Below are 26820 nucleotides of genomic sequence, written 5' to 3' on the forward strand. Positions count from 1 at the left end.
TAAATTATTTGTATTAAGCTTCTTTAGTACAGATACATCAAGTCCGGCAATTCCCGGTAAAAGTCGGGAAAACCGTTCATAGCAATGTGACGGCAGAACCATCGACATTGGCGGTATCTCGCAATGCTTTGAGGAATATCCCCAAAGCGCCGTTCCAATCTCTCGGCATTGAGTGACCACCCATTGCGGGCAAGATGCCTATAAACGAATTGTTAATATCTGTACTTCATATACTTGGAATATGCTGTAAAACCAGAGACTAGAAATGCTGAAGTTTATTTTTTTCATCCCCTGACAACACTTTTCAGATTGATGAATCACATCATCATCACAACCAAAAATTTGTAGGGACGTTCCATGGAACGTCCCTACTTTAGTCTACCAAACAGAAACCTGCTTGAGTGCGTAAGTCCTGTTAAATTGAAATGCAGAAACTCAACTAGCTATCAGCTTGTAGGGGCGAATGGCCATTCGCCCCTACTGGGTTAAAATCCCGTTATAAAGATTAAAAAAATAATCTTGCTGACTGCTTATTTAATTACAAAATAGGAACATAACGTTCCTTTTCTGGAACATCAGCGTACTCAGCTACAATTTGCCGGAACTCATCACCATCAATAGTCTCTTTTTCAATTAACAGATCGACCAAACGATCTATAACAACCCGGTTATCCCGCATTATCTGACAAGCATTTTCATAACAATGTTCTACAATAGTGCGGACTTGAGAATCAATACGAGAAGCAATTTCATTAGAATATTCAGAACGAGTCATCATGTCGCGACCCAAAAATACCTCACTTTGTCCAGTTTCCAAAGACATCGGACCCAAATTCGACATACCATAACGAGTCACCATTTGACGTGCCATTCCTGTAACCTGTTGCAGGTCATTACCAGCACCAGTTGTCACCTCAGCATCACCAAAAATTACTTTCTCAGCAGCACGACCACCCAAGGCACCACTAATACGAGCTAGAATTTGCGATCTGGAGATTAAACCTTGCTCTTCATTAGGCATAAACCAGGTGAGACCACGAGCTTGACCACGAGGCACCAAAGTCACCTTTTGCACAGGATCATGCTCTTTCAATAAAGTACCAACAATAGCATGACCAATTTCGTGATAAGCAATAAGTCGCTTGCTCTTACCATCCATGAGCGGAGTACCTTCCATACCAGCAACCACTCGGTCTACAGCATCATCAATTTCCAGCATCGTAATTGCTTCTTTGCGACGACGAGCAGTCAGAATCGCAGCTTCATTCAATAGATTAGCTAAATCTGCACCTGTAAAACCAGGAGTCCGACGAGCGATCGCATCTAGAGATATTTCATCACTCAGTTTCTTATCACGAGAATGAACATTTAGAATTGACAAACGACCCTTAATATCAGGAGCATCAACAGTAACTTGACGGTCAAAACGACCTGGACGCAACAATGCAGAGTCTAAAACATCAGGGCGGTTAGTTGCAGCAATAATAATAATTCCACTGTTGCCCTCAAAACCATCCATTTCAGTTAGTAACTGGTTAAGAGTTTGTTCCCTTTCATCATTACCACCACCGATACCAGCACCGCGTTGTCTACCCACCGCATCAATTTCATCGATAAAGATAATACAAGGAGCATTTTCCTTAGCTTTTTTAAATAGATCGCGCACGCGGGAAGCACCCACACCAACGAACATTTCCACAAATTCCGAACCAGAAATACTGAAGAATGGCACACCAGCTTCACCAGCGATCGCCTTGGCCAACAAAGTTTTACCAGTTCCAGGAGGACCAACCAATAACACACCTTTAGGAATACGCGCTCCTATAGCAGTAAATCTTTCTGGTTTTTTCAAGAAAGTCACAACCTCTTGTAATTCTTCTTTGGCCTCATCTACCCCGGCCACATCATCAAACAGAACACCTGTTTTGGCCTCCATCGAAAAGCGGGCTTTCGACTTCCCAAAATTCATTGCTTGTCCAGGACCTCCGGGAACATTACTAGAGCGACGGAATAGGAAGAAAAGACCCATAATTAATAAGATCGGGAAAATCAAATTTCCTAATAAACCCCATATTGCTCCTTCATTACGTGGAGGATGGCTGTCAAAATTAATATTTGCTTCTCGCAGACGGGAAATTAGGTCCGGGGAATTAACAGGTAAATCTACCCGTAATCTTTCGACCCGATTATCCAGTTCTGGATCGACTGCTTCGACAATAGCTGTTCGACCATTATCGTATAGGTCTACACTGGTAACTCGGTCTGCTTGTAAATAGTCTAAAAATCGACCATAGCTCATATAGCTTCTAGCAGTATTGCTGCCCATATTTGCTGGTCTCTGGGCAAATGCCCCTTGCCAAAGAAAAAAACCAATGACCAAAGCTGGCATTGTCCAAAGTACAATTGTTCTCCAAGAAATTTTCATCAAAAAATGGCCTTTTTTAGTAAAATTGTATTAATTAAATAAGGAGTCTAATTTTCTACACTCATAATCTTAACTTAATTTAACTTAACAATAGACATTAGGGCAACTTTTTGGACTCTAATAGCCAAGAGTATTGATGGAAACCATCATTAGTAGTGGTACTTAAACATTTTCTAGTCGAAAAAATGCGTCAAAGCTAATCCATGCAAGGGAATTAGGTCGATGCCCCTTAAAAATGGCTAGAACCCGTGCTGACCTCCGGATTTATACTTTTTTGACGTAAAAGCCTTTGCCAGTCTGTATTTGAACCTTTTTTCTGGCTCTCTAAGGTGTTTAAGTCTCAGTAGGTGAATTTCATCAGGAATTCCTTGGTATTCTCCTAGAAAGAAGTTAGTAAGTACCTTTGTAAAATTAATTTAATATTGGTAGAGGTAAAAAACAGCGGTAGTGCGTCAAGGAAGTGTGGGAAGGGTGGGAAGTGTGGGAAGTGTGGGAAGTGTGGGGAGGCTCTCGAAAGTAGGAGCAATAATTGTACCTGTATCTTTTTGGGAAGTGTCTGCCATCCGTCCTAACTTTTTGGTCTTAAAGACTAAAAAATTTACACTTTTTTCGCTCCAAAAATCATCAAGCTTTTATATATCAGTGCTTTTAGATTATATTAGCCAGCCCTACTAGGGCGTTTCCCACACTTTACTGATGCACAACCGAAACAGCTTCAAGAAGGAATCAGGATATAGGAGAAAGGAGTTTAAAAAAGTAATCTCTGACTAAATTTTCCATGGGGAAATGCTTCCCTACAAAATACTACCGAAAGGCAAACGGGATTTACCAATGTCCGTGCCCTAAATGCGTAGTTCAATAACAGCAAATATTATGAGTGTAATAAAGAAGATAGGTTTAGACCTAAGCTAACTGTATAGGACTATTTTTAGCAGTTCCCAAAGGATATTTCTGTGGTCAGCGAGCCAAGAAAGGTCCAAATGTAAGTAGTCAACCCTACCTTCGATATTAATTTTCAGAAATTTTAGTCCTTTAGTGCCGTTGATCTTAATTCCTTATCTAGAATTTAGGACTTTTAATAACGGTAATATTTTGATTGAAGAGTTTAGTGAGGTAATACAACCTAATGGTAATTAAACAGCCAGCAGCAGCAGCAATGCTGACCCAGAAACCAGCTAATGTCAGTAAAAAAGCAATTCTTAGTGCAGACGTAGGACGAACAGCTACCAAAGCTTGTGTTAGTCGCACGGAAAATGGTGTAGTTTTTATTCCAGCTAATGTCAAACAATTAAGTGTAGAACAAGTCAGATCGGGGAATTTTGAGTCTAAACCTACAGATCCATTATTAGATATGTGGTTGGAATATCAAGGTTCTGGATATGCTGTAGGTCAACTAGCTGCAGACTTTGGAGCTAATCTATTTGGTGATGAACGATCTTTTGCCAAATCCAAAGTCGAAGATGCTTTAATTAAAATCTTGGCCTGTGCTGGCTATTTTCAGCTCAAAGGAGAATTTTCGGTTGTCGTAGGTTTACCTTTCTATTCCCAAGAACAATTTGAAAAGGAAAAGGAACAGATTATTAGCCAACTGCAATGTCCTCATCAAGTTTCTTATCGAGGCGGTGAAAGTGCAGAAATTAGAATTAACAAGGTTTGGGTTATGCCAGAAGGATATGGTAGTTTGCTATGGACTGAGGCTAATCACGGCAAAGAATTTCAACCACAATTACCCAAACTGTCCCTGGCTATTGTTGATATTGGCCATCAAACAACTGATTTCTTGATGGTAGATCGCTTCCGGTTTGCCAGAGCAGCTTCTAAGAGTGAACCTTTTGCCATGAGCCAATTTTATGAAGATGTAGCTAGTAAGATTGAAGGGGCAGATTCTCAGTCTTTGTATTTGCTGGAAGCCGTCCACAAACCTGAAGGCCAGCGTTCCTATCGTCCCAAAGGAGCTACAAAACCTATTAATCTTGATGGTGTTATACCTGAGTTGCGTAAAGTTTTTGCGGCTAAACTTTGTGACAAGTTAATTAAGTGGATGCCAGAAAGGGTAACCGATGTTATTCTCACTGGTGGTGGAACAGATTTTTTCCGGGAAGATTTGGAAAAGCTACTTCAAGAAGCGGGCCTCAAGCCTCATTTTGCTCAACCACCTAGAGAAGCAAATGCTCTGGGGCAATATATCTATGGAGAAGCTCAACTAGCGATATCTAAGTAAGTTGTTACTAAAAAATTGGGTCTAAAGCTTCCCCCTTCTTGGGGCGGGGTGGCGAGTGTGGGGAGGGTGGGAAGTGTGGGAAGTGTGGGAAGTGGAGGACTCAAAAAATATAGGGTTGAAAATATTCTCTGACGACAATGAATGAGCAATGCTTTCTAGGAGGACTTTTCACCTATAATGACAGACATTTAAAGATAATCAACTCCTATAAAAACCTAGCTATTAAACAGGATAGATGTATAGAAATCTTCCGTTGTATCTAAAAGGTTAACGGTAAGTATTTTAAATTCCTGTGTAGTTTTTCTGTATCTGGAAGTCAAAAATAATGGGGGCAAAGTAGAAAATAAATTTTATTTGCCCTCTAAAAAACAGTAAAGTTAAAGTTGAATATTGGATTACAAACTGAATTATTGTCTGTAGGAGCTAGTAAGTTTTTCAAACAATATTTACTAAAATACTTAATATTGTGCTTTGTATAAGTTAATTAAAATATGACCTAATGCTGTGGGAAAAAAATCAGAAAAAAGAAGTCTTTTTTACCGAAGAGGCAGCAGATAAGCAGTTATTGGCAGCTATTGAAAAAGAGTTAAATGCTCAAAAATACCAAACTTTTAGTAATCTCTGTAAGCAAGCTCTATGGCAGTTTTTGTATATATCTTCGTCTACAGAATCAACTCAATCTGCGCCAAATTTGCAACGTTTAGAACAGAAAATTTATGAGAAGTTGAACCAACATTTTTCTGAGTTGGCAAAAAAAATTCCTGATGGCGAACATAATGAACCATTACAGATCAGTCAATTAAATGAACTGAAAAAACACTTGAGTCAAATGAATGAACAATTGACTCAAATGCAATCTAATTTTGATGCTAAATTTATTGAAGCTTTGGAGGCGTTTAAGATAGAATTGCCCAAAATTGAAGCTGCTATTAATCAAATAGAAGTACCTATTGTTAAGTCTAATCAGGAACCAGAATTAACGACTACTAAACCAAAGGAAATAGAGTCAGATTTATCTGTTGAACAACCAATCACAGAATCAGATCCCTTACTGCAGCGCTTAACTTCTCTAATAGAAGATTTCTAGTTAAGCTTAAATAATTAATAGACATCTGCAGAAAAGAGGGAACAGGGAAGACTTAACTGGGAACAGGGGAGAGTAATTAATAATTTATGGATAAGAATTGATTTGATTTTTCATTTTTGGAGAAGTCTAATAGTTAATAATTAATAATTACAGCAGATTTGCTGATTAATTTGGTACGACTGACGGGGTAAATATTTTTTTGTTTGTTCTCTATTTTGTGACCAATCTTCCCTACTTCCTACTCCCTAAAACCATCGATAATATCATGTTTGGTTAATAGTTATAATGAAAGCTCTCCTAGTTTTGCTCTAGCAATAACTATAGAAGTTGCTAGAGCAAAACTACAAACAAAAACTTTGAACTTGTAGGGGTTTGATAACCAAACTCTGAATAATTAGTATTACTCATTATTCACAAAAATTTAGTGAGGGTATTATCTTAAGTTCCTATGCAAAATTAATTATACATTCTAGTTTCCCTGTTCCCTGTTCCCTGTTCCCTGTTCCCTCTCTTAACTAGAAAATTTATTTTCACGACTACTTAAACTTTAATTAGTACAAATACATTTCCTTGGTTGCCTCTCCCAATGCGCAAATTTTCATCTAAATAAGTAATATCTAACCATCCCTTTTGTTCGCGATTTTCTATATTAAAATCAATAGCAGTAAATTTTTTTCCTGATTCTATTTCGGAAATTAATGTGCTAGGTGATTGATAACCAATTAAACTTTGTAAACCTAAAATTGAACGATTAAATTTAACATTGACTCGTTTTTCTGAAACAGCTTCAAACTGAGCAACAACACTTACAATTCCTTCTAAAAATGGTAAACCATATACTTCAGCAATATTATAGATTGCTGCATCTTGAACTCGGATACATTGATAAATTTCACCGAGTTTAAGGAAAGGAAATTTGTCAATGCGTAGTAATTCTTGACTGGTAGTATAAAGTAACCTCCAATTACCATTTAATAGTTCTTTTGTTTCAAAGGGACGGAGGTTAGGATTGTAATCTTCTAACTGAGCGATCGCTGCCAAAATTTCTTTCCCGTCATTTTTACTTGCTAGTAAACCACGATTTTTCCCTGTAAGTATTTCAATTAATTCGGATTTGTATATCATAATTCCTGTTTATTGTCAATATGCCTTGAATTTAATGATGGTAACATTTATCCATTATTATAAGTGAAGAAAATTTCAAAAATATTCTATTATTATCCGGGTGTGAGGCAGTTTTAAGGATATCCTTAACAGTAGCAAAAAATTTATATCAGTTCGCTATCTAGATGAATTTTAATCTGAATGAAACTAAAATTTTTATATTCTTAGATAAGTTTGTGGTCCAAGATTATGATTGTCAATAACCCTCTTATCTAAATGTCTGGAGAATCCTTGCGGATAGAAGGTTGATACAATTGAAGAAGTTGGTAAGTAATGTCTTAGGTAGTAAATAGACTTCTTGCAGAATTCAGGTAATAGAGGATTAAATTGTTAATTTAATAGCTAGTATTGATTTAATTTTGACTTTTGCCTGATGTCTAATAATTAAGATTTTGATTAACCAAAATCAATTGTAGAGACCACAGATAAAAGTAGGATTTTCAACTCAATTATTCTCAAGGTTTTCTACGCCTAAAACGTAAAATATTTGAAGTGTAGCGACAATAAATCCATTTAATATACTGACTACTTCTAAAGTTGCACTTGAGCAACAATAGAATATTTATTCGAGGGGCGAAGGGATACCAGTTTATATAGAAGTGATGTCCTTTTCCTATTCCAGAATGGCAGAAATAACTGACCAGTTACAAAGTCCTAAAAGCGTTACCAATCAATACTTTTGATTTTTGACGATTTTGCCATTTCTAGAGCATAACCTATTAAGCGTTCCCTTGAACTTATTGGTGACTGAGGGTATTGGCGATGCATGACTTTTGACTTTCGCTAATTTTTAACTGTCTTGCCATTTGCATAGCATGACTTATTAAGCGTTCCCTTGCATCTATTGCTGATGGAGGGTATTAGCGACGCACGACTTTTGAGTTCCACGTAGTGCTACTATATCTATCGGTATATTATACCAGGATTTTATCCCAGCACTAAATCAATAGATGAAGCGCGAGACTTACTGTTAGGAATATTAAAAAAATACAGGAAAAATATTTGTGTATATTATTTCCTGGAAAGTTTCTGACAAAATACCCTAGAATCCAGTAAATCGGATCAATAAAAAGACTAACCACAAATCTAATCAAAGCGCTCAAGTCGCGAATATGGTTACTCCAGCACACTTTTTTAAAGTAAACGTCCTGAAAGGTCATAAAACCTTGGGGTGCGCGGCCAGTCGAGAGCTTCTGTTGTTCGGCATTAAACAGGTAAAGAGATTTGAAAAACCAGTGTGTCGAGCAGCTCTCTTAAAAGCCAAAATAAGTGGACGAGGCCAACTTTACGCATTTTGTGCAAAACGGGAGCCATAATGTCCAAATTTTTGCTTAACCTTATGTTTTGAGGTTAATTAATTGACCTCAAAAACATCTTATTCCTATTTATTTAGGAAATAGAGACAATTACTCGTTTTAAGCCCATTTTTTCTAAGAGTAAATTTAAAATATTAGGATAAACTGACTAAAATTCCTTGACTTGAGGATATATGGAAGAAAAACAACAAACAAATAGTATACCACAACCTGCGGATTCACTAACTAACCAAGTACAGGAAGAAGTGGCACAACCTGTAGTGACACAAACTACTCCAGTACAAGAAACAGTAGCACAACCTGTAGCACCGCCAACTATTCCGGTACAAGAAACAGTAGCACCGCCAACTATTCCGGTACAGGAAACAGTAGCACCGCCAACTATTCCAGTACAAGAAACAGTAGCACCGCCAACTATTCCGGTACAAGAAACAGTAGCACCGCCAACTATTCCAGTACAAGAAACAGTAGCACCGCCAACTATTCCAGTACAAGAAACAGTAGCACCGCCAACTATTCCAGTACAAGAAACAGTAGCACCGCCAACTATTCCAGTACAAGAAACAGTAGCACCGCCAACTATTCCAGTACAAGAAACAGTAGTGACACAAACAGTAATTCCACAACCTGTAGTGCCACAAACAGTTCAGGAAACCGTAACTCCAACACCTGTAGTGCCACAAACAGTTCAGGAAACCGTAGCTCCACAACCTGTAGTGCCACAAACAGTTCAGGAAACCGTAACTCCAACACCTGTAGTGCCACAAACAGTTCAGGAAACCGTAGCTCCACAACCTGTAGTGCCACAAACAGTTCAGGAAACCGTAGCTCCAACACCTGTAGTGCCACAAACAGTTCAGGAAACTGTAGCTCCACAACCTGTAGTGCCACAAACAGTTCAGGAAACTGTAGCTCCAACACCTGTAGTGCCACAAACAGTTCAGGAAACTGTAGCTCCAACACCTGTAGTGCCACAAACAGTTCAGGAAACTGTAGCTCCAACACCTGTAGTGCCACAAACAGTTCAGGAAACCGTAGCTCCACAACCTGTAGTGCCACAAACAGTTCAGGAAACCGTAGCTCCACAACCTGTAGTGCCACAAACAGTTCAGGAAACTGTAGCTCCACAACCAATAGTATCAACAAGCAATGTAGAAGAAATGGGAGGAAAAACAGTACAGAATGCAGTAGTAACTATTGGTCGTAGAAATAATCAACCCCAGTCAGAACCAGTAATACTGTATAATCCCTCTCTGCGTCTCATACCTCGCCATGAACCGGCAGATGTAATTTCCACCCAACGAGACTCATCTCTTGTTGATTGGTTGGAAGCATCAGGCAAAATGTTACCTAGAGACCCTGCTGAATCAGAAAAATATACAGAAGAGGGAGAAGAATTATCAGATTTGATATCTGAAGATAATAATTATCCTGATGATGACACCTTGGAGGAAAATGTAGAAGAACCAGGTTAATAAAGATTTGTAATTACTAAAAAGCTATTCATATATTAGCTAAAGTTGACAGTTATTCATCAAATTTTCAATCTAAAAAAGTGTGTGTTGAGGAGTTTTTTTATGCAAAATAAGTTGAGTTATAGTAAGTCTTTTACCTTATCGGGAGAAAATTTATTATGGAGTCTGGGTTTAGGATTAAGTTCCTTTGCCTTGATTCTAGATGGTATGGCTAATAGGATTTTTAGTATTGAATCTCTTACTATACCCCTAATTATTTGTGGCCTACTAACTGTAAGTTTAGGAAATTATGCTCTACCAATACTAAGAAAGCTGAAAGCTGGACAAATAATCCGAGAGGATGGCCCCCAAGCCCACCTACAAAAAGCTGGGACTCCAACTATGGGAGGAATATTTTTTGTGCCAGTGGGGGTAGCGATCGCCCTGGTTTTGTCCAGATTTCACCCAGATGTAATAATTGTGTCTTTACTTACTCTAGCTTATGGCTTTATTGGTTGGGTAGATGATTGGCAAATTTTGCAACGCAAGTCTAATAAAGGAATATCTCCGAAAATGAAATTGGCTTTGCAGATTGGTTTTGCTATTCTATTCTGTGGATGGTTGGCATGGAGTCAGCCTAGTACGATTACTAATGTTGCTTTACCTTTTGGTCTACAATTATCTTTGGGATTGTTATTTTGGCCTCTGGCAGGTTTTGTTTTGGTTGCTGAAAGTAACGCTACAAATCTTACTGATGGTGTTGATGGGTTAATGGGAGGTTTGGGAGCGATCGCTTTTTTTGGATTAGGCGGTTATTTGGCCCCTACTTCTTCAGAGCTAATGATTTTCTGTGCTTGCATGAGTGGTAGTTGTCTTGGTTTTGTTGTTCATAATCGCAATCCGGCTAAAGTGTTTATGGGTGATACGGGTTCTTTAGCTTTGGGTGGTGGTTTAGGAGCAGTTGCTTTACTGACTAATACTCTCTGGGTACTTTTAATTATTAGTGGAATTTTCTTAATAGAAACTCTTTCTGTAATTGCTCAAGTGAGTTATTACAAAGCAACAAAAGGACCAGATGGAGTAGGCAAACGGTTATTTAAAATGGCTCCTTTTCATCATCATTTGGAATTATCGGGTTGGTTAGAAACTCAAGTGGTAGGAACTTTTTACTTGGTTAGTTCAATTCTAGCGAGCTTCTGTTTATTACATTAAATAGGGAGTAGTTCGATAATTAATAATTAACAATTAATAATTAATAATTACCTCCTATTTTCAAGAAGAAAATTGGTTAAAAGGGAAATTTTTTTCTTTTTTATCCTTTAACTTGAAACCCTTATTTTTCGGTAATAGAGAAAAGTAACTGATAATTTATGGGTAATAGTAATAATTGATCTTAACTTTTGATTTTTGAAGATGTCTAATAGTAATTGAAATTTTTACCGAAAAATTTTGGTTTAAAGCCTCCCCTTGGATAGGGGATAATAAATAAAAATTTTCATGATTAGTCAATACCTATCAGTTTCAAGGAGAGGTAATAATTAATTATTCATTATTAATTATTAATTGTTGAACAACTTCCTTAATTGGACAAAATGACAAAAGTTTCTGTAATTATACCAATTTATAATGGTGAAAAAGACTTGCCAGACTTGATAGAATGTCTGCGATCGCAAACTTATCCCTCCAACCAAGTAGAATATTTACTGGTAGATAATAATAGTAGCGATCGTAGTAGTTCAATTATTCAAGCAGCAGCGGAGTCAAAGGAAATTACGATTCGCTTACTAACAGAAAATCAGATTCAAAGTTCTTATGCTGCTCGTAATGCTGGTATTCGAGCAGCTAATAGTGAAATACTTGCTTTTACTGATGGTGACTGTCGTCCTCAACCCCAATGGTTAGAAAATTTAATTCAGCCATTTTCTAATCCTAATGTTGGTATTGTAGTGGGAGAAATACTTGCTTTAGCGGGTAAAAGTTTATTAGAAAAATACGCCGATAAACAAGAGACTCTTTCTCAAAAACATACTCTAGCTCATCCATTTTGTCCTTATGGTCAAACTGCTAATCTAGCAATTAGAAAACAAGCATTTGTAGAAGTAGGATTATTTCGTTCTTACTTAACAACAGGTGGAGATGCTGATATTTGTTGGCGAATTTTACGAGAAACATCTTATCAGTTTGAATTTGCTGAAAAGGCGATAGTTAAACATCGACATCGTTCAAATTGGAAAGATTTACAAAGTCAATGGCGTAGGTATGGAAAGTCGAATAAATATTTGCATGAACTCCACGGCGTTGATTTAATGAGAGAGTTTAAAACCAAAGAATATGTGTATCGTTTGAGTAGATGGTTATTAAAAGAGTTACCCTTAGCAATGGTGAAAATAATATCAGGTAAAGCTGAGTTAGTAGAGTTATTTAATACTCCTATTGGTTTACTAAATGGTAGGGCAAGAATTATGGGGCAAAAAGAAGCAATATTGTCAGAAAAAGCGCGAGAAATTGATAGATTTTAGTGAAAATAAGAAGGAGGAAAGAAGAAACTAGATGAGTCTATGCCGTATTAATTTCTAATTTTTATAAAGATTAACGATCGCTTTCCTATTGATCAAAAAAGTAATTATTTGACTGTATAAATAACAGAACTAAGGCCATGCGAACCCAGAAACCGGTTTTTTTCGTCAATGTTTATTGTGTTTATTGTAAAAAAAAACGATTTCTCCTAAAAACCCGGTTTCTTTGCGTAAGTCCTCAATAATAAGTAATTTTTGTAATTAGATAAAATAGTGTAATTAAAGAGTAGGAAATGAACGTAAAATCTAAAATAAATTATCACAATGCAAAACCAAAACATAGATAAGCAAAATCTCAAACCTAATAATAACATATCTTCTCTATCTTCTGAGCCTATTGTCAAACAAAATAAAGAGAAGAGGGGTAAAAAAGTAGCCGTCATTGGTTGTGGTTATGTGGGGAAAACCGTGGCAAGTTATTGGTATCAACAGGGTTATATTGTAACAGGAACTACAACAAGAGAAAATAAAATTTCCGAACTAAAAAATATCGCTCATAATCCTGTTGTTATGATTGGAGATAACTTGAAAGGGGTAGAAAAAGTTATAGAAACTCAAGAGACAATTTTAGTTAGTATTGCCCCTATTAGCGATCGCCAAGTTGATGCAGAAGTTTATGCTCAAACTTACATCCCAACAGCAAAAAATTTAGTCACTGTATTAAACAATAATTCAACAGTTAAACAAGTAATTTATCTTAGTAGTGGTTCGGTTTATGGAGATAAGAAAGGAGAATGGGTTGATGAAACTTCATCTTTAGATACTAATAGTGATTATAGCAAAGTTTTAGTAGAAGCAGAAAACATTATTTTAGGGTTAAATAAAGAAGATATTAAGGTTTGTTTGTTGCGTTTAGGAGGTATTTATGGACCAGGAAGAGAGTTAGATAAAAGAATAGGAAGAATAGCCGGAAAAACATTACCAGGAAATGGAGAAAGTCGTGTTAGTTGGATACATTTAGAGGATATTGTTCAGGGAATTGAATTTGTGCATGAAAAAGGGTGTCATGGTATTTATAATTTAGTTAATGATCTGAAATTAAGCAGCAAAGAGTTGTGTGATTTAATCTGTGAACGCCAACAATTAGATCGAGTTTCTTGGGATACGAATAAACCCGCATTTAGTACCTTAAATGCACAGGTTGATAACAGTAAAATTAAAAAAGAAGGATATCAGTTTATTTATGCCGATACAATAATTTAGAGCAGAAGTTAGAATAAATAGCTTTGATACCATTTATTAGTTTATAACTTATCTTTTTATTTAAAAGGACATTTTCTGTAAAGTATTCCCTATTGCCTTATCAATAAGTAACATGAGCTAGGAAAGTATTTTCGTACTGAGAACTCAGTCAGACGCGGGTTTTAACTTTTAACTTTGACTTGTGCATACCACTATAGTATATTGGTATCTGCTTAAGTAATAGCAGTTCATTAATGGATAATGGATAATGGATAATGGATAATTACCTCTCCCTAAAACGGAGAGGATTGGCTAAAAGGAAAAAGTTTATTTTTTTTTCCCTTTATTGGGGAGGCTTTAAACCTGAATGATCTAATTGTTTAATTATTAATTATTTCGGTAATATTCTGCTTTATTAAGCTTGTCTGAAAACAGGCTAAAAACTTGTACTTAATTTGGATAAATTCATAATGAAAAACCTCACTGTTGATAGTAAGAAGAACTGCTTATTAGTAGATAAAGCATGGATGGATAATCTACAAAATGAGGCCTCATCTGCCACTTTAGAACCTGGTATGTATGTTTTGCGAATTAAGAGTGGAACATTTAGCTATGGTAATGGTGCGGCTAAAGAACCATTTGTGTTACTCTGGATATATGGTGGAAAATTTAAGAACCTCAAAACAGGTGAGCTAACTGGAGCTACATGGTCTTCTTTGAATGGATATGACGATACCATAACATTAGAAGTTGAAGAGAAAGCTACAGTCAGTGCTTTATTTCTCGATACTAATAAACAAGATAATTCTGGTGAAATTGTTGTTTCTATTTTGGATGCCTAAATCATCAGTTTAATATTCAGCATTTTATCAAAAAATTAGTGATAAATTTGGAGCGATCGCTATCTATATTAGTTAGGTGAGCGATCGCTTCCTTTCTTGAGAGTAAGATTCAACTTATTGAGCGGAGGAGTAGGGGAGTAGGGGAGTGGGGGAGTGGTGATAGGGAGGTTGCATGCAACGTCCGTACAACATAAGAATAATTAACATTAACTGGACTATTATTAGCAAAAAGGTTATTATACCTGTATTAATTACTTAATAACTGAAGTTTTTCCCAAGTATAGCATTACAGCAGTTTTCCTCCACGGTAGACCACAGTAGGGACGTTCCATGGAACGTCCCTACAAGGTTTTGGTTGTGCCGGTGTGGTTCATCAATCTGAAAAGCGCTGTAATGCGTGGGAATTGGTATAAGATATTGTTGCTCTTTTCAAAAGAATCGTTAAAAACATTTCTAAACTATTACTTTATTAAATCCAGTAGTATCTAATACCGCCAGAAACCGGGGAAAGTTTTAAATGCTCCACGGTATAAAATATACTTCCTACAAACCCGGTTTCTTATAACATTTCCATCCCTAGCGAATTTGATATTATTACTTAATAACTGAAGTTTTGAAGAAGTCAACTTTATTTTGGGGAATTGGTAATACAGCATATTCTAGATTAATGTGGTAAATATTTTTTTGCTTCTTCCCTATCCTCCAACCTATATTTCCTATTGCTTAATATGTACTTCATCAACTAGAAAAATGCTGTATAAATTCCGTTTAATTAATCATAAAAAGATATTCTATCCTCCAACCAACTTAATAAATCATCGAGATTATTAAAATCTAAAATAGCTTCAGCTAAATCATCTAAATCATTAGCAGATAAATAATCAAACTGACGAGTAATTTCTTGAGAAATTTTACCAAATCGTTTATTTAACTGACGCCTTAATACCTCTGATTTAGCCGCAGTTATTCTGCCTCTTTCATCTTGCAAAGCCATTCCCCGTCGATCTACTTGGTCTAATTCTTCCAAAGAAAAATTGGCTTGATTAGCAATATTTAAAGCACGTTCTATTTCTGGTATTTCTCCCAATATTTATGGAATTGTTTCTAAGCGGGAAGTTTCTTTAAAAAAATAAATCCACTTATCTATTAATGTTTGTAATTCTGCTAAACTTTTCTGAAATTTTGGGAATTCTAGAAATATTAATCTTAATAAATTTGATTTATATGCAAATGATTCATCTTCCTCTTTAAAGAGAAACTTAGTAACAACTTTATCAATCTCTTTGAACATAACAAAATCCGTTATTTTCACAGCAATAACTGGATTTAGTAAATGATAAATTTCCCCTTTATCTAATTGATTAGCATAAGTTTTTGATAGATTATAAGCTACTCGTTTATCAAAAGCAGTTGTAGTGGCGATTTGCATTTCAATAATCACAACCGAACGGTCTTCTAAAATTGCTTTAACATCTCAATAAGTTTCTTTTAAAGTGATAATCTTACCCGGAGTATATGGGTTGATAATTGTCAGAGATTTGATGATACTTTCACCATTATAAATAATTGCATTTAAAAAACTGATTAGTATATCCTGACTTTAGTCAGAGGCGAATATTCTCTTAAAGGTATAATCAATTTTGGGGTTGATAAATCTCATAATAATATAGCACTACGCGCTAGGGAATAGGGAACAGGAAACAGGGAACAGCAGATTGTCAATAAGGTTTTCCCTAGGTCATGCTGCGCAAACAGGATTTAGAAATTTCCTAACCTAAATGTGTAGTGCTATATGAGTTTCAATAGAGCTTTTTGTAGAAAAATTAACGTCAATATTAGGATGACTACTTTATTAATCGGTTAAATGGTTACTTATTTGATTAGGAAGGTAAAACAAACCATATAAAATGCTTTTAATTAACAAAAAAAACCTTCTTATTTCCTAATAATAAGCAATTCTGCTAATTCCAAACAATACTACTGTAAATTCTTGAAAACTTTATCCGCCAAAGAACCAATAGATTGCCCTACCTTTTTCTTTAAACGCCATCTTTGAAAAGCATTTTCATAATCTTCCCCTTCCACTTGAAAAGTTTTCCAAGCATCCAAAGCTAACCATAATCCCCACAATAATAAAATTGGTAAAGACCAAGAAAGAGTATGAGCAGTTACTAAATTAAGCAGGACTAAAAATGAATTAACAATTCCATATTTAATCGCACTTTGCTTTAATTTTTCTCGGCGAACTTGATTAAAAACTTGTTTTTCTTGAGATTCACCTTTTTGGGCAAGCCATTCCTGTTCTGCTGCTGCTAATTCTTCAGGAGAAATACCCATTTCCTCGGCAATTTCTAATACTTGTGCTTTTGTAAGTTCGCCTCCTTCAGAACGATTTGCTAAAGCAAGTTGGAGAATTTGCTGAACATCATCTTGAGCATAAGTTTGAATAATTTGGTTTTCTTGGTTTGTCATTTTAGTTATTAGTTATAGATTATATAAAATCCGCTTAATTCGGTATAAAAAAATGTTCCATAAAAAGCCATTGGCAAATCTTTCTAGCTTTCCCATTCCCCTCCTGGGAGTGGTTAGGGGTGAGTCCCCATCTACCCACTTTTTCCACACTCTTTATTTCCTTTTGTATCCCCTTGAAAGGCGAAGCTATTGACCATTTTTTGAACTTTGAATTCAAAAATTTTGCTTCTAACTTCATTTAAATTTTCGGTAAGGTAGAAAATTATTAGTTTTCGGGAACTGGGAACAGCAAACAGAAAATATTAAGTCTACTTCACGTCTACGGAAAAATACTATACTCTATTGTGCGATAAATACTAGAGAATAACAATGGAGGATTCCTACCTATTAAGACGGGAAATTTCTACTGAATCTTGTCTGTAATTAACCATAAAAAAATCAACATTTCTCTCATATTAGAAAATATTCGCTACAGAATATATCTATTTCTTCCCTGCCACTATCCTGAATATTACCGACTTACTTAATAATTAAACAATTAAACAATTAAATAATTAGATCATTCAGATTTAAAGCCTCCCCAATAAAGGGGAAAAAGCGGTTGTTTGCGGAGCAATCCGTAGGATGGGATGGATGAGTTACCGGCACCATATCCAATCAACCAAGAGAAATAAATTTTTTCCTTTTAGCCAATCCTCTCCCTTTTAGGGAGAGGTAATTATCCATTATCCATTAATGAAAACAGTTTCTGAGGGAGTAGGTAGGGACATTGCATACAACTTCCGTATGAAATAAAAATACAATATCTAGAGGTATGACTCTTGAGTCTGAAAATACTTATAGCTCTTTATATAGCAATTATCAGGCGTAAGTAAGGTAGAAAGTTCTAGATTTTAGGGAATTGGAAAGAGGGAAAATTAAAGAAGAAAAACAAGTAAACCTTGCAAAAGCTGACAAAAATTATAGTTTATGTAAGTAAGGAAAATTTTCCTTTGTGATAATATTGACCTAAATTTTTCAGTCCCAAGCGTCTTCTTTTCAGGGGATACTGATAACTGATAACTGATAACTGAAATAACGTGCCACAACCGTAATTTAAAATACATAACTAACAGAAAATCTCAACAAAAATATATAATTAAAAGCCCCCAGTTAGAGTAAGCAAATAGGCTGATTGAGAGATATGTTAGGATGGCAGAGATAGTTAAATCATCTAATCAAAAGGAGATGTAATTGATTATGGGGAGGCCAAATATTAAGTCTTGGGGACTTTTAGCTTTAGTAATATCTCCAATAATTGTGACTTTTTCTGGTTGGCAATTAGCAAAAGCGCAGTCAACACCAGAATTGCTGATTAGTGTAGAATTTCCTGGCGGGCCAAAAAGAGAAAGTTCAGGCTCAACCCGTGGTGGAGGTCATCGTGGTAATGGATGCACTACTGTTCCAAGCAACTTGACAGCTCTAATGCCAGGAGATAATGCTGGAACAACTATTGCTAGTAATCCGAAATTTTTTGTGTATGTTCCTGAATCTGAAGCAAAGTCAGCAGAATTTGAAATAACTGACAAATCAGGTAAAAATGTCTATTCTACAAACTTAGACATTTCGGACACTTCTGGTATTGTGAAACTGACTCTGCCAAAAGATGTCAGTTTGAAAACAAACAAAGAATATACTTGGATATTTCAAGTAATCTGCGATCCCTTGGATTACAGTGTTAACAAATTTGTTGAGGGAACTATAAAAAAAGTAGAAATAAGTTCAGAGTTAGAAAATAGCTTAAAAAATGCCACTCCCCTTGAACAAGCAGAAATATACGCAAAAGCCAGAATTTGGAATGAGACAATAGCGACTTTAGCTGAGTTACGTAATTCTAACCCTACAGCATGGGAACAATTATTAACATCAGTAGGATTAAAAGAAATTGCTTCTGAACCTTTTGCACCCTGCTGTCAAGTAGAAGAAGAATAAATAGAATTACCATTGAAATATCTGCAACAAGGTCCTAAATTGATTGGGAGCAGTCTAACTTTGACTTGATGGTAAAATTGGGATTACCGAAAAATTCAGGTATAAAGCCTTTCTATTTATTTATGGAGAAAAAAGAAAAAATTCCTTTTAACCCAATCCTTCTATTAGAGAAGAGGTAATTATTAATTATTAATTATTAATTATTAATTATTGAACTGTTTGTTTCCTAAAAGTGGTTAATAACTGATGTTATGGAATAAATTTACTCATTTTTTGAATCAATGGTATGGTGTATGGATTACTGCACCCAGTATTACAGGGTTGGTAATCCTACTACGCTTTCTTGGTTTACTACAATTTTCGGAGTGGGGCGCTTATGATGTCTATATGCGGATGCGACTTTTGGAAAGTCCAGACGATAGAATTGCTATTGTAGGCATTAATGAAGACGATGTTAGAGCAATTGGGCAGCCAATTTTTCCTGATGCTCTTTACGCAAAATTGCTGAATAAATTGAAGGCAATGGAGCCAAAAGTTATTGGTTTAGATGTTTATCGGGATTTACCTGTAGAACCTGGTAATCAGGAATTAGTGGAAGTTTTCGAGTCTACCCCTAATATAGTTGGAATAAAAAAGGTAGTGGGGGAAAGACAAAGGGATGTAATAGAAGCAGCACCAGCTTTAGAGAATAATAGTCAGGCAGGTGCTAATGATTTAAAAGTAGATCCAGATGACAGAATTCGACGAGGTTATTTATTTGTCACGCTGCAAAATGGGGAAAATGTCTGGAGTTTTGCTTCTCATATTGTTGTGCGATATTTAGCGAATTTTGATATTAGTCTAGAAGAAATTGAGGGTGACAAATTTCAGTTAGGCAAAGCTGTATTAGGGCCATTTGAAGCTTATGATGGTGGCTATATCAGGGCAGATGCAGGTGGTTATCAAATTATTTTAAATTACCGAGGCCCTAGTCGCCACTTTGAGACTGTTTCCATGATGGATATTTTAGAAGATCGAGTACCTCCTGAATGGGGGCGCGATCGCATTATTTTGATTGGAGCGGTGGGTGAAAGTTTTAATGATTCATTTCCTACTCCCTACAGTAGTACCTTAACTAGAACTTTAGGACCTATGAGTGGGGTTGAAATTCATGCTAATTTCATCAGTCAACTCATTAGTTCTGCTCTTGAAGGTCGTTCTTTAATTAAAATTTGGGCGGAACCGTTAGAATGGATCTGGATTTTATTTTGGTGTGGAATAGGAGCGTCAACAACTTGGAGATGGCGAACTTCTGAAGGTGTTAGCTATTTTTCTATTTGGAAAGTAGTAGCTATGTTTGTTGCTGCTGGAGTTTTATTAGTCAGCACTTACATTGCTTTTTTGTATAACTGGTGGTTACCTGTAGTTCCCGCATTTTTAGGTATGGCAACATCAGCAGTTGTGATTACAGCTTATATTGCTCGTACTGCTCAGGATATTCGCAAAACTTTTGGTCGTTATTTAACTGATGAAGTAGTAGCTACTTTATTGGAAAGTCCGGAGGGGTTAAAGTTAGGAGGAGAACGTCGTAAAATCACGATTTTAACTTCCGATCTCAGAGGTTTTACTGCCACATCAGAACGTTTGTCACCAGAAGAAGTTGTGAAAATTCTGAACTTTTATTTGGGATATATGGCAGATGTAATTACTAAGCATCAGGGAACTATTGATGAGTTTATGGGGGATGGAATTTTAGTTTTATTTGGTGCCCCTATTACTAGAGAAGATGATCCGACAAGAGCTATTGCTTGTGCGATCGATATGCAATTGGCAATGGAACCTGTAAATAAACAGATGAAAGAGTGGGGTTTAACACCTTTAGAAATGGGAATAGGGATTAATACAGGGGAGGTTGTTGTTGGTAATATTGGTTCTTGTAAACGGACAAAATATGGTATTGTTGGCAGTCAGGTAAATTTAACTTATCGCATTGAATCTTATACTACTGGTGGGCAAGTTTTAATTTCTGAAACTACTTTAAATGAAGTAGGATCGATAATTAAAATTAATGGTGAAAAAGAGGTAATGCCAAAAGGAGTTAAAAAGCCAATTACTATTTATGATGTTGGGGGTCTTGGTGGTAAATATAATTTAGTTTTGAGAAAAGAAGAGGAAATTTATTTACCTCTAAAAGAAGCGATTTCTTTACATTATGTAGTTTTAGATGGCAAAAATATTGGCGATTCTTTGAATAATGGAAGTTTAGTAAAATTATCAGAAAAAGAAGCAGAAATTCAGGGGGTAAGTTCAGGGGGAAATATCCCGCCACCTTTGATTAATATTAAGCTGAATTTTGTGTGGGAAGGAAAAGAAAGTGAGGATGTTTATGGTAAAGTTTTAGAGAAAAAAGCAGAGAATGGTAATTTTTATATTCGTTTTACGGCTAAACCACCAGATGTTTCTGCTAAATTAGAATCTTTGTATAAATCCCTGCAAAGTTGACATACTCCCGACGTTGCCCTTACGGGAAAACGCGGGATTCTTCAGTCTGGGAAACCCTGACCGCTGTTTAGACAGAGGTGATGTCCTCCCCCTGTGTTGACATTTATAATAACAAAATGCTCCTAAAAGTGTCAAGGGCATATGAACGTTTAGCTTATGAAGGTATCCAAATCCTGGCCCTGGCTTTCATCCCGACGCTCCCCTGCGGGAGAGGGCGGGACTTCCCGCCAGGGAAGTTAAAATTGGATTGGAGGATGTGCAAATTGATACTGGCAAGCTTGAAGGTGACATCGCAGCTTTCCTTGCAGGAATTTGTGGTGCTGGGTATTTGCTGAGTGTAGAAAAACTCAGAACTAAATTTGCCCCAACAACTATAATTCCCTAGTGTTGGGGATTAGGAACTTTGTTAAGCTTACCTATATTAGACCTCTCCGGTAATTAAAAATCAAATCAATTATCGTACAGAAATAATCAATTCTTTCTCCCTACTCCTCCATTTTTATTTATAACTATTCAACCGGACATGATTAGGACTAAAGCCATGCGAAACCCGGTTTCTACGATAAATCGTTGTTTTGAGCAATAGATGTCTACGAGAAACCGGGTTTCTGGGTTCACATGGCTTTAGTCCTGATGATATTATTCGGTAAATGGGTGGGTGTTTGTCATTTTTGTTGGAGGTCAATGTTAGTATTTTAGGGCATTTTAGACTTTCCCCGGTAATGAAGTTTTTTTATACCGATACTACCAGATTTGATATAATATCAAATCCGGTTGAATACTTATTATATAGTTTATATAGTTGGGGGTGGGAAGTGTGGGAAGGGTGGGAAGGGTGGGAAGTGTGGGGAGATTAAAGTAATTATAGAGTTATAAACATATATTATATAACCGGATTCTATATAACATAAATTATGAAAAATTTATATTAGCAAATATTATCAAAAAAAAAAAATAAATAATAATATCTAAACATAAGAGGAATTGGAATTGAAAAAAATTAAGATGGAATAGCTAATTTAGATTAGAAAAATAATAATAGTGGAAACACTTTTAATCCGACCTCAAGATATTGCCGAAGCGATTAAGCTAGTAGGTATTGATACACTGATGGACAAGACGATCGCTGGCTTGACAGCAGCTTTTAAGGAAGTTAATCTAGGTCAAGGGGAACTACGAACTCGCGCTGGATTCGTCAAAAAGCCATCCTGTGCTTGTGTAGAATGGATGCCATACATGAGAAAGACTGACCAGTCTGTAACAGTTAAAGTTGTTGCTTATCAGCCAGACAATATCCAGACAATTGGTATCCCTACCGTCCTAGCAACGACAAGCCTTTATGACTTTAACAACGGTCATTTAGTTGCTTTGTGTGATGCTGTCACCCTAACTGCCATTAGAACAGGAGCTGCCTCTGCCATTGCCAGCAAGATTCTAGCAAATCCTGATAGTGCTACTGTAGGACTGGTAGGAGCAGGAGCACAAGCAGTCACACAGTTACACGGGTTGAGTCGAGTGTTTCCATTACAGCAGGTATTGGTTTATGATATTAACCCAGATATTGCTCGCTCATTCTCCTCACGAGTAGCATTTTTAGGGCTATCAATTCGGAGCTGTTCTCTAGATGAACTAGAGCGCAATGCCGACATTATTTGCACTGCTACCTCGGTTGATGAAGGAGCAGACCCAGTAATTACTGGTGAGAATTTGAAGCCTCACGTTCATATTAATGCCGTAGGTGCAGATATCATAGGCAAAACAGAGTTGCCCCTATCTTTACTAAAACGGTGTTTTGTCTGTCCGGACTTTCCCGAACAAGCCTTACTTGAAGGCGAATGTCAGCAGTTACAACCAGAAGAAGTCGGATCGAGTTTAATGGAGATGATCGAACGACCAGAAGAATTTTATCATTGGCGAGAACAGCAGACTGTATTTGACTCCACAGGATTGGCAATAGAAGACCATGTAGCTTTATCAATTATGCAGGAGTTGGTAAAAGCTCACGGCTTGGGTGAGCGTGTGCAACTAGAATATTATCCCAACGATCCGTACAATCCCTACGAATTTATGACAAGTTCCCTACAGCATCGGCCAGCAGCACGGCAAGAAGCACTGACAACAGTGAGTTGAACAACAGAAAAGGAAAGGTGCGCGTCATTTCAGTTATCAGTTATCAGTACCTCTGCCTGAAGTCAGAGGCTTGAAATATTGAACCTGTTTTTTTTCATCCCCTTGAAAGGGGAGGCAAGAGACCTGATTGTTTGGTCAAGTTAGGAGGCGCCGAGCGATCGCCTATTAATATTAAAGGAGGAATTATTCATGCAACTGAGCAGCGAACAATTACAGCATTATCAAGATCGAGGCTATCTTTTTTTGCCAAATGTTTTTGACAGAGCAGAAGTTGAAGTTATGAAAGCCGAGCTTCCTGCTGTTTACGGGGAAAATAGCCTAGGAAAGATCGTTGAAGAAGACGGAAAAACGGTACGCATCGTTCATGGTTCTCATACTAAAAGTGACGTATTTAAACGTTTATCCCAACATCCCCGAATCATCGATCCTGTAATGCAGATACTTGAAAGTGCAGTATATATCCACCAATTCAAAATTAGTGCCAAGGTTGCTTTTGAAGGAGATATTTGGCAATGGCACCAAGATTATGTTTATTACAAAGAAGAAGACGGAATTCCAGAGCCAAGGATTGTCAATACAGCAATTTTTTTGGATGAAGTCAATGAATTTAACGCACCACTAATGTTAGTTCCCGGTTCCCAGAAAGAAGGTTTGATTAGCGTATTTACTGAAGAGGAACAGCATAACCAATATCAAGATGGCCCTTCATGGATTTCTCGTTTGACAAGTAAGCTTCATTATATAATTAATAAGGAAACTCTTGAGAAATTAGTTAAACAGTATGGAATTGTTGCACCGAAAGGAGCAGCAGGTTCAGTTCTATTATTTCATCCTAGTTGTGTTCATGGTTCGGGAGCGAATATGTCTCCCTTCGATCGCGCCCTAGTTATTATCAACTATAACAGTGTTGAAAACACGCCAAAAATTCCGATCAAAGAGCAAAGACCGGAGTTTCTGGCGAGCCTGAATTATACACCAATAGAACCTTTATCGGATGAAGTTTTGTTGGTATAGTACCAAGCTGCTGTTAAGTTGATGATTTTTAGGTGGGGAGATGCTTACAGCAGTTTTCATAATTAGTAGACCACAGTAGGGACGTTCCATGGAACGTCCCTACGGGGTTTTGGTTGTGGCGATGTGGTTCATCAATCTGAAAAGCGCTGTAATACAAATCTAGCTCCCTCAAAAAACAGCAAGTCTGCTTCTTTTTTCGGCGTTGGTGAATAGAGCGTGTTATAAGAAACCGGGTTTGTTGAAGACAGATGTCAAATCAATTCAAAATTCAAAATTATAACCTCTTCCTGTTTGCGTAGCATTCCGCAGGAAAGTCAGAGGCTTGAAATCAGGAAAATATTTTTGATTTTTTCGTTCTGAAGAACGAGAAAAAGAATCCTTAATTAAACAATTATTGAAATTAAGGAATGAACCAAATTTTTGAACTTTGAATTTTGAATTTTGAATTCAAAAAATGGTCAGTAAGGCATCGGCATCTAATACTTTGCCACGGTTTCTACAATGCCAGAAAAATCATAGCCAGGCATAACCAACGCCCTTTTTTCTAGTCTAGCGATTTTATTTTTACCGAAAAATTTTGGTTTAAAGCCTCCCCTTGGATAGGGGATAATAAATAAAAATTTTCATGATCAGTCAATCCTCTTCTTTTCAAGGAGAGGTAATTATATCATGTCCGTTGGTATCGTTTGTGTAAAAGTTAGGGAAAGAACTACCGTCATATAAGGTTTTTCCTTCTCTTGTAGGGGCGAGCAAGCGAATCGCCCCTACTTCTTCCTTACCTTCTCTATACAATACCGATGCTACCGGACATGATATTATTCATTATTCATTATTCATTGTTGAATGGGAGCGTCTTTTGAAATCTATACAAGAACAGACTTCAATTCAAGAAAGCGTTACAGCGATTATCTTATTAGCTATCGCTATCATAGCCTGCTCTTGGATAGCAATCTTTTTTAGATTGTTGGAACGGGAAATAGGTCCATTTGCAACGGCATTTCATAGAGTTTGGCTCGCAACTTTTGTTTTGGGAATATGGAATAGACTGCAAGCTCTACGTTACCAATTTTCTACAGATAATGTAGAGCAACAGCCTTATACAAGTTGGGTACTAATCCAATTATTAATAGCAGGAATTTGTTTTGCTGGCGACCAAGTTTTGTGGGCTTGGTCTCTGACTCAAACTAGCGTTGCTAATTCTACTTTACTGACAAATCTAAATCCCCTGTGGACGACTCTTTTAGCTTGGTCTATCTGGGGTCAGCACTTTGACAAGCGATTCTTAATTGGGATGGGAGTCGCTATGGTCGGAGCTTGTATTATTGGAATAGAGGACTTACAAGTTGCTACTGGAAATCTACAAGGTGATGGAGTTGCTGTATTAGCTTCGATCTGCTTTAGTATCTATTTGTTAATAGTAGAAAAACTCCGAGAAAAATTTAGTGCTGAAACTATACTTTTCTGGAGTTCTTTATTTTCAACTCTCTGGATATTGCCGATTGTTTTGGTAATGGAAGATCGACTTTTTCCCTATTCTTGGCAATCTTGGGTGTTAGTAATTTTATTAGGTTTTGTCTGTCAAATTTTGGGTCAAGGGCTTGTTAATTATTGTCTTAAGCGTTTGTCTTCGGCATTCGTTGCTATTAGCCTACTATTGGCACCGGTAATTACTGCTATTTTGGCTTGGATTATTTTTTCAGAAAGCTTGAGTTTATTGAATGGGGTAGCCTTTGCTGTGGTTTTGCTGGGTATATATCTAGCCAAATCAAGTTCCTCTGCTATTAAAGAATAAGTCCCCTGTACATATATTGAGGAAAAAATTATCCAAAAATATCTACTTTCAGGTGTTATCATTTCTGATTGTGCAACGCCATTTTCTATGGCAACATTTAAGATGAAACAGTCCACTACTGAATTGATAACTGATAAGTGAAATGACTATGGTGCATCCAAAAGAAATATACAATTTGTTGTTAGACTATGGCAACACTAATACTCCTATCAAAGAAGTATTAATCGGTTTAACCTGGACTTTGTGTGAAACTGAAAGTATTGGTTTATGTATGAGTCCGGGTACAGTTACACGCACATTACCTTGGTCGGGAACTCTGGTTAATAAACCTGTGAAAGAGTTGGCATCCTGGTTGCGGTCTTGGAATAGCTTTGAGGCAACTGTGGGAATGGCAGCTATTAATGCTGAGATAAATTCACGCTCGACACTTCCGACTCAAGCAGAACCCTTATCTCCCTACGGACCTGGAAATTTGGCAGTATTTGAATATTTTCTACCAATGATTCGGGGAAAAAAAGTTGTGATTATTGGTAGATATCCCCGGTTATCTCGTTATGAGAATGAGATGGATATGACTGTCATCGAACGGCAACCGGGAGCGGACGATCTTCCCGATCAAGCATCGGAGTATTTGTTACCGGAGGCGGAATGGGTATTTTTGACGGCGACTTCTATTGCTAATAAAACTTTTCC

General features: G+C 36.7%; 21 protein-coding genes and 1 pseudogene. 16 read left to right on the plus strand and 6 right to left on the minus strand.

Translation table 11 applies throughout. The features are described 5' to 3' along the window. Window positions 1-76 precede the first annotated feature (76 nt). Both F6K40_RS23765 and ftsH2 read right to left on the minus strand, forming a co-directional pair. Window positions 77-178 (minus strand): annotated as a pseudogene (locus F6K40_RS23765) (RNA-guided endonuclease TnpB family protein); the annotation flags it as partial. 360 nt (window positions 179-538) lie between these two features. Next, complete coding sequence (ftsH2, locus tag F6K40_RS23770) at window positions 539-2425, minus strand: ATP-dependent zinc metalloprotease FtsH2 (RefSeq protein ID WP_293139571.1); 1887 nt, start codon at window positions 2423-2425, stop codon at window positions 539-541. A 447-nt stretch (window positions 2426-2872) separates the two neighbouring features. Here ftsH2 and F6K40_RS23775 point away from each other — a divergent pair, with 447 nt between their 5' ends. The 3 genes from F6K40_RS23775 to fcmC all read left to right on the plus strand — a co-directional run bounded on the left by F6K40_RS23775 (window position 2873) and on the right by fcmC (window position 5733). Beyond that, window positions 2873-3100: a hypothetical protein gene (locus F6K40_RS23775; protein ID WP_293139572.1), complete on the plus strand. Its 228-nt coding sequence runs from the start codon at window positions 2873-2875 to the stop codon at window positions 3098-3100. Between the two features lie 451 nt (window positions 3101-3551). Then, the gene (gene fcmB / locus F6K40_RS23780) at window positions 3552-4646 is read left to right on the plus strand and encodes a filament morphology actin-like protein FcmB (RefSeq protein WP_293139573.1); all 1095 of its coding nucleotides are present in this window, start codon (window positions 3552-3554) and stop codon (window positions 4644-4646) included. Between the two features lie 499 nt (window positions 4647-5145). Then, the gene (fcmC, locus tag F6K40_RS23785; protein ID WP_293139574.1) at window positions 5146-5733 is read left to right on the plus strand and encodes a filament morphology membrane protein FcmC; all 588 of its coding nucleotides are present in this window, start codon (window positions 5146-5148) and stop codon (window positions 5731-5733) included. Window positions 5734-6273: 540 nt separating this feature from the next. On the opposite strand, the gene F6K40_RS23790 is transcribed toward fcmC, so the two are convergent. Further along, window positions 6274-6858: a PAP/fibrillin family protein gene (locus tag F6K40_RS23790; RefSeq protein ID WP_293139575.1), complete on the minus strand. Its 585-nt coding sequence runs from the start codon at window positions 6856-6858 to the stop codon at window positions 6274-6276. Window positions 6859-8386: 1528 nt separating this feature from the next. Here F6K40_RS23790 and F6K40_RS23795 point away from each other — a divergent pair. The 5 genes from F6K40_RS23795 (at window position 8387) to F6K40_RS23815 (ending at window position 14267) form a co-directional block, all read left to right on the plus strand. After that, window positions 8387-9688, plus strand: coding sequence for a DUF3134 domain-containing protein (locus tag F6K40_RS23795; protein WP_293139576.1), 1302 nt, complete (start codon window positions 8387-8389; stop codon window positions 9686-9688). A gap of 102 nt (window positions 9689-9790) precedes the next feature. After that, the gene (gene mraY, locus F6K40_RS23800; RefSeq protein WP_293139577.1) at window positions 9791-10879 is read left to right on the plus strand and encodes a phospho-N-acetylmuramoyl-pentapeptide-transferase; all 1089 of its coding nucleotides are present in this window, start codon (window positions 9791-9793) and stop codon (window positions 10877-10879) included. Window positions 10880-11259: 380 nt separating this feature from the next. Next, window positions 11260-12186, plus strand: coding sequence for a glycosyltransferase family 2 protein (locus tag F6K40_RS23805; RefSeq protein WP_293139578.1), 927 nt, complete (start codon window positions 11260-11262; stop codon window positions 12184-12186). A 321-nt stretch (window positions 12187-12507) separates the two neighbouring features. After that, window positions 12508-13446 carry an SDR family oxidoreductase gene (locus F6K40_RS23810; protein WP_293139579.1) on the plus strand — a complete coding sequence of 313 codons (939 nt, stop codon included), beginning with the start codon at window positions 12508-12510 and terminating at the stop codon, window positions 13444-13446. Window positions 13447-13895: 449 nt separating this feature from the next. After that, window positions 13896-14267, plus strand: coding sequence for a hypothetical protein (locus tag F6K40_RS23815; protein WP_293139580.1), 372 nt, complete (start codon window positions 13896-13898; stop codon window positions 14265-14267). Between the two features lie 772 nt (window positions 14268-15039). Here the strand turns inward: F6K40_RS23815 and F6K40_RS40995 are convergent. The 3 genes from F6K40_RS40995 to F6K40_RS23825 form a co-directional block, all read right to left on the minus strand. Continuing rightward, window positions 15040-15354, minus strand: a complete 315-nt coding sequence (locus tag F6K40_RS40995; RefSeq protein ID WP_365672576.1) for a DUF4351 domain-containing protein — start codon at window positions 15352-15354, stop codon at window positions 15040-15042. A 3-nt stretch (window positions 15355-15357) separates the two neighbouring features. Next, window positions 15358-15729 (minus strand): Rpn family recombination-promoting nuclease/putative transposase, encoded by a 372-nt coding sequence (locus F6K40_RS41000; protein ID WP_365672583.1) that lies wholly within the window; start codon window positions 15727-15729, stop codon window positions 15358-15360. Window positions 15730-16244: 515 nt separating this feature from the next. After that, window positions 16245-16739, minus strand: coding sequence for a 2TM domain-containing protein (locus tag F6K40_RS23825; RefSeq protein WP_293139581.1), 495 nt, complete (start codon window positions 16737-16739; stop codon window positions 16245-16247). Window positions 16740-17978: 1239 nt separating this feature from the next. On the opposite strand from F6K40_RS23825, the gene F6K40_RS23830 reads away from it, so the two are divergent. The 8 genes from F6K40_RS23830 to F6K40_RS23865 all read left to right on the plus strand — a co-directional run. Beyond that, window positions 17979-18710, plus strand: a complete 732-nt coding sequence (locus F6K40_RS23830) for a DUF928 domain-containing protein (RefSeq protein WP_293139582.1) — start codon at window positions 17979-17981, stop codon at window positions 18708-18710. Window positions 18711-18956: 246 nt separating this feature from the next. Then, window positions 18957-21191, plus strand: coding sequence for a CHASE2 domain-containing protein (locus F6K40_RS23835; protein ID WP_293139583.1), 2235 nt, complete (start codon window positions 18957-18959; stop codon window positions 21189-21191). 247 nt (window positions 21192-21438) lie between these two features. Next, the gene (locus tag F6K40_RS23840; protein WP_293139584.1) at window positions 21439-21576 is read left to right on the plus strand and encodes a hypothetical protein; all 138 of its coding nucleotides are present in this window, start codon (window positions 21439-21441) and stop codon (window positions 21574-21576) included. Window positions 21577-21913: 337 nt separating this feature from the next. Continuing rightward, window positions 21914-22048, plus strand: coding sequence for a hypothetical protein (locus F6K40_RS23845; protein WP_293139585.1), 135 nt, complete (start codon window positions 21914-21916; stop codon window positions 22046-22048). A gap of 184 nt (window positions 22049-22232) precedes the next feature. Beyond that, window positions 22233-23321 carry an ornithine cyclodeaminase family protein gene (locus tag F6K40_RS23850; RefSeq protein WP_293139586.1) on the plus strand — a complete coding sequence of 363 codons (1089 nt, stop codon included), beginning with the start codon at window positions 22233-22235 and terminating at the stop codon, window positions 23319-23321. A 189-nt stretch (window positions 23322-23510) separates the two neighbouring features. Beyond that, the gene (locus F6K40_RS23855) at window positions 23511-24335 is read left to right on the plus strand and encodes a phytanoyl-CoA dioxygenase family protein (protein WP_293139587.1); all 825 of its coding nucleotides are present in this window, start codon (window positions 23511-23513) and stop codon (window positions 24333-24335) included. An 856-nt stretch (window positions 24336-25191) separates the two neighbouring features. Beyond that, window positions 25192-26127, plus strand: a complete 936-nt coding sequence (locus tag F6K40_RS23860; RefSeq protein ID WP_293139588.1) for a DMT family transporter — start codon at window positions 25192-25194, stop codon at window positions 26125-26127. Between the two features lie 142 nt (window positions 26128-26269). Beyond that, the coding region (locus tag F6K40_RS23865; protein WP_293139589.1) for an enolase N-terminal-like fold-containing protein at window positions 26270-26820 on the plus strand (551 nt) is incomplete at its 3' end.

Origin of the sequence: Okeania sp. SIO3I5 (assembly GCF_010672085.1) — a bacterium.
Classification (GTDB): domain Bacteria; phylum Cyanobacteriota; class Cyanobacteriia; order Cyanobacteriales; family Microcoleaceae; genus Trichodesmium.

Excerpts from the sequence above, each read along its gene's own strand:
- ftsH2 (WP_293139571.1), bottom strand. The coding sequence starts at position 2,425 with ATGAAAATTTCTTGGAGAACAATTGTACTTTGGACAATGCCAGCTTTG.
- fcmB (WP_293139573.1), top strand. The coding sequence starts at position 3,552 with ATGGTAATTAAACAGCCAGCAGCAGCAGCAATGCTGACCCAGAAACCA.
- fcmC (WP_293139574.1), top strand. The coding sequence starts at position 5,146 with ATGCTGTGGGAAAAAAATCAGAAAAAAGAAGTCTTTTTTACCGAAGAG.
- F6K40_RS23790 (WP_293139575.1), bottom strand. The coding sequence starts at position 6,858 with ATGATATACAAATCCGAATTAATTGAAATACTTACAGGGAAAAATCGT.
- F6K40_RS23795 (WP_293139576.1), top strand. The coding sequence starts at position 8,387 with ATGGAAGAAAAACAACAAACAAATAGTATACCACAACCTGCGGATTCA.
- mraY (WP_293139577.1), top strand. The coding sequence starts at position 9,791 with ATGCAAAATAAGTTGAGTTATAGTAAGTCTTTTACCTTATCGGGAGAA.
- F6K40_RS23805 (WP_293139578.1), top strand. The coding sequence starts at position 11,260 with ATGACAAAAGTTTCTGTAATTATACCAATTTATAATGGTGAAAAAGAC.
- F6K40_RS23810 (WP_293139579.1), top strand. The coding sequence starts at position 12,508 with ATGCAAAACCAAAACATAGATAAGCAAAATCTCAAACCTAATAATAAC.
- F6K40_RS23815 (WP_293139580.1), top strand. The coding sequence starts at position 13,896 with ATGAAAAACCTCACTGTTGATAGTAAGAAGAACTGCTTATTAGTAGAT.
- F6K40_RS23825 (WP_293139581.1), bottom strand. The coding sequence starts at position 16,739 with ATGACAAACCAAGAAAACCAAATTATTCAAACTTATGCTCAAGATGAT.
- F6K40_RS23830 (WP_293139582.1), top strand. The coding sequence starts at position 17,979 with ATGGGGAGGCCAAATATTAAGTCTTGGGGACTTTTAGCTTTAGTAATA.
- F6K40_RS23835 (WP_293139583.1), top strand. The coding sequence starts at position 18,957 with ATGTTATGGAATAAATTTACTCATTTTTTGAATCAATGGTATGGTGTA.
- F6K40_RS23845 (WP_293139585.1), top strand. The coding sequence starts at position 21,914 with ATGAAGTTTTTTTATACCGATACTACCAGATTTGATATAATATCAAAT.
- F6K40_RS23855 (WP_293139587.1), top strand. The coding sequence starts at position 23,511 with ATGCAACTGAGCAGCGAACAATTACAGCATTATCAAGATCGAGGCTAT.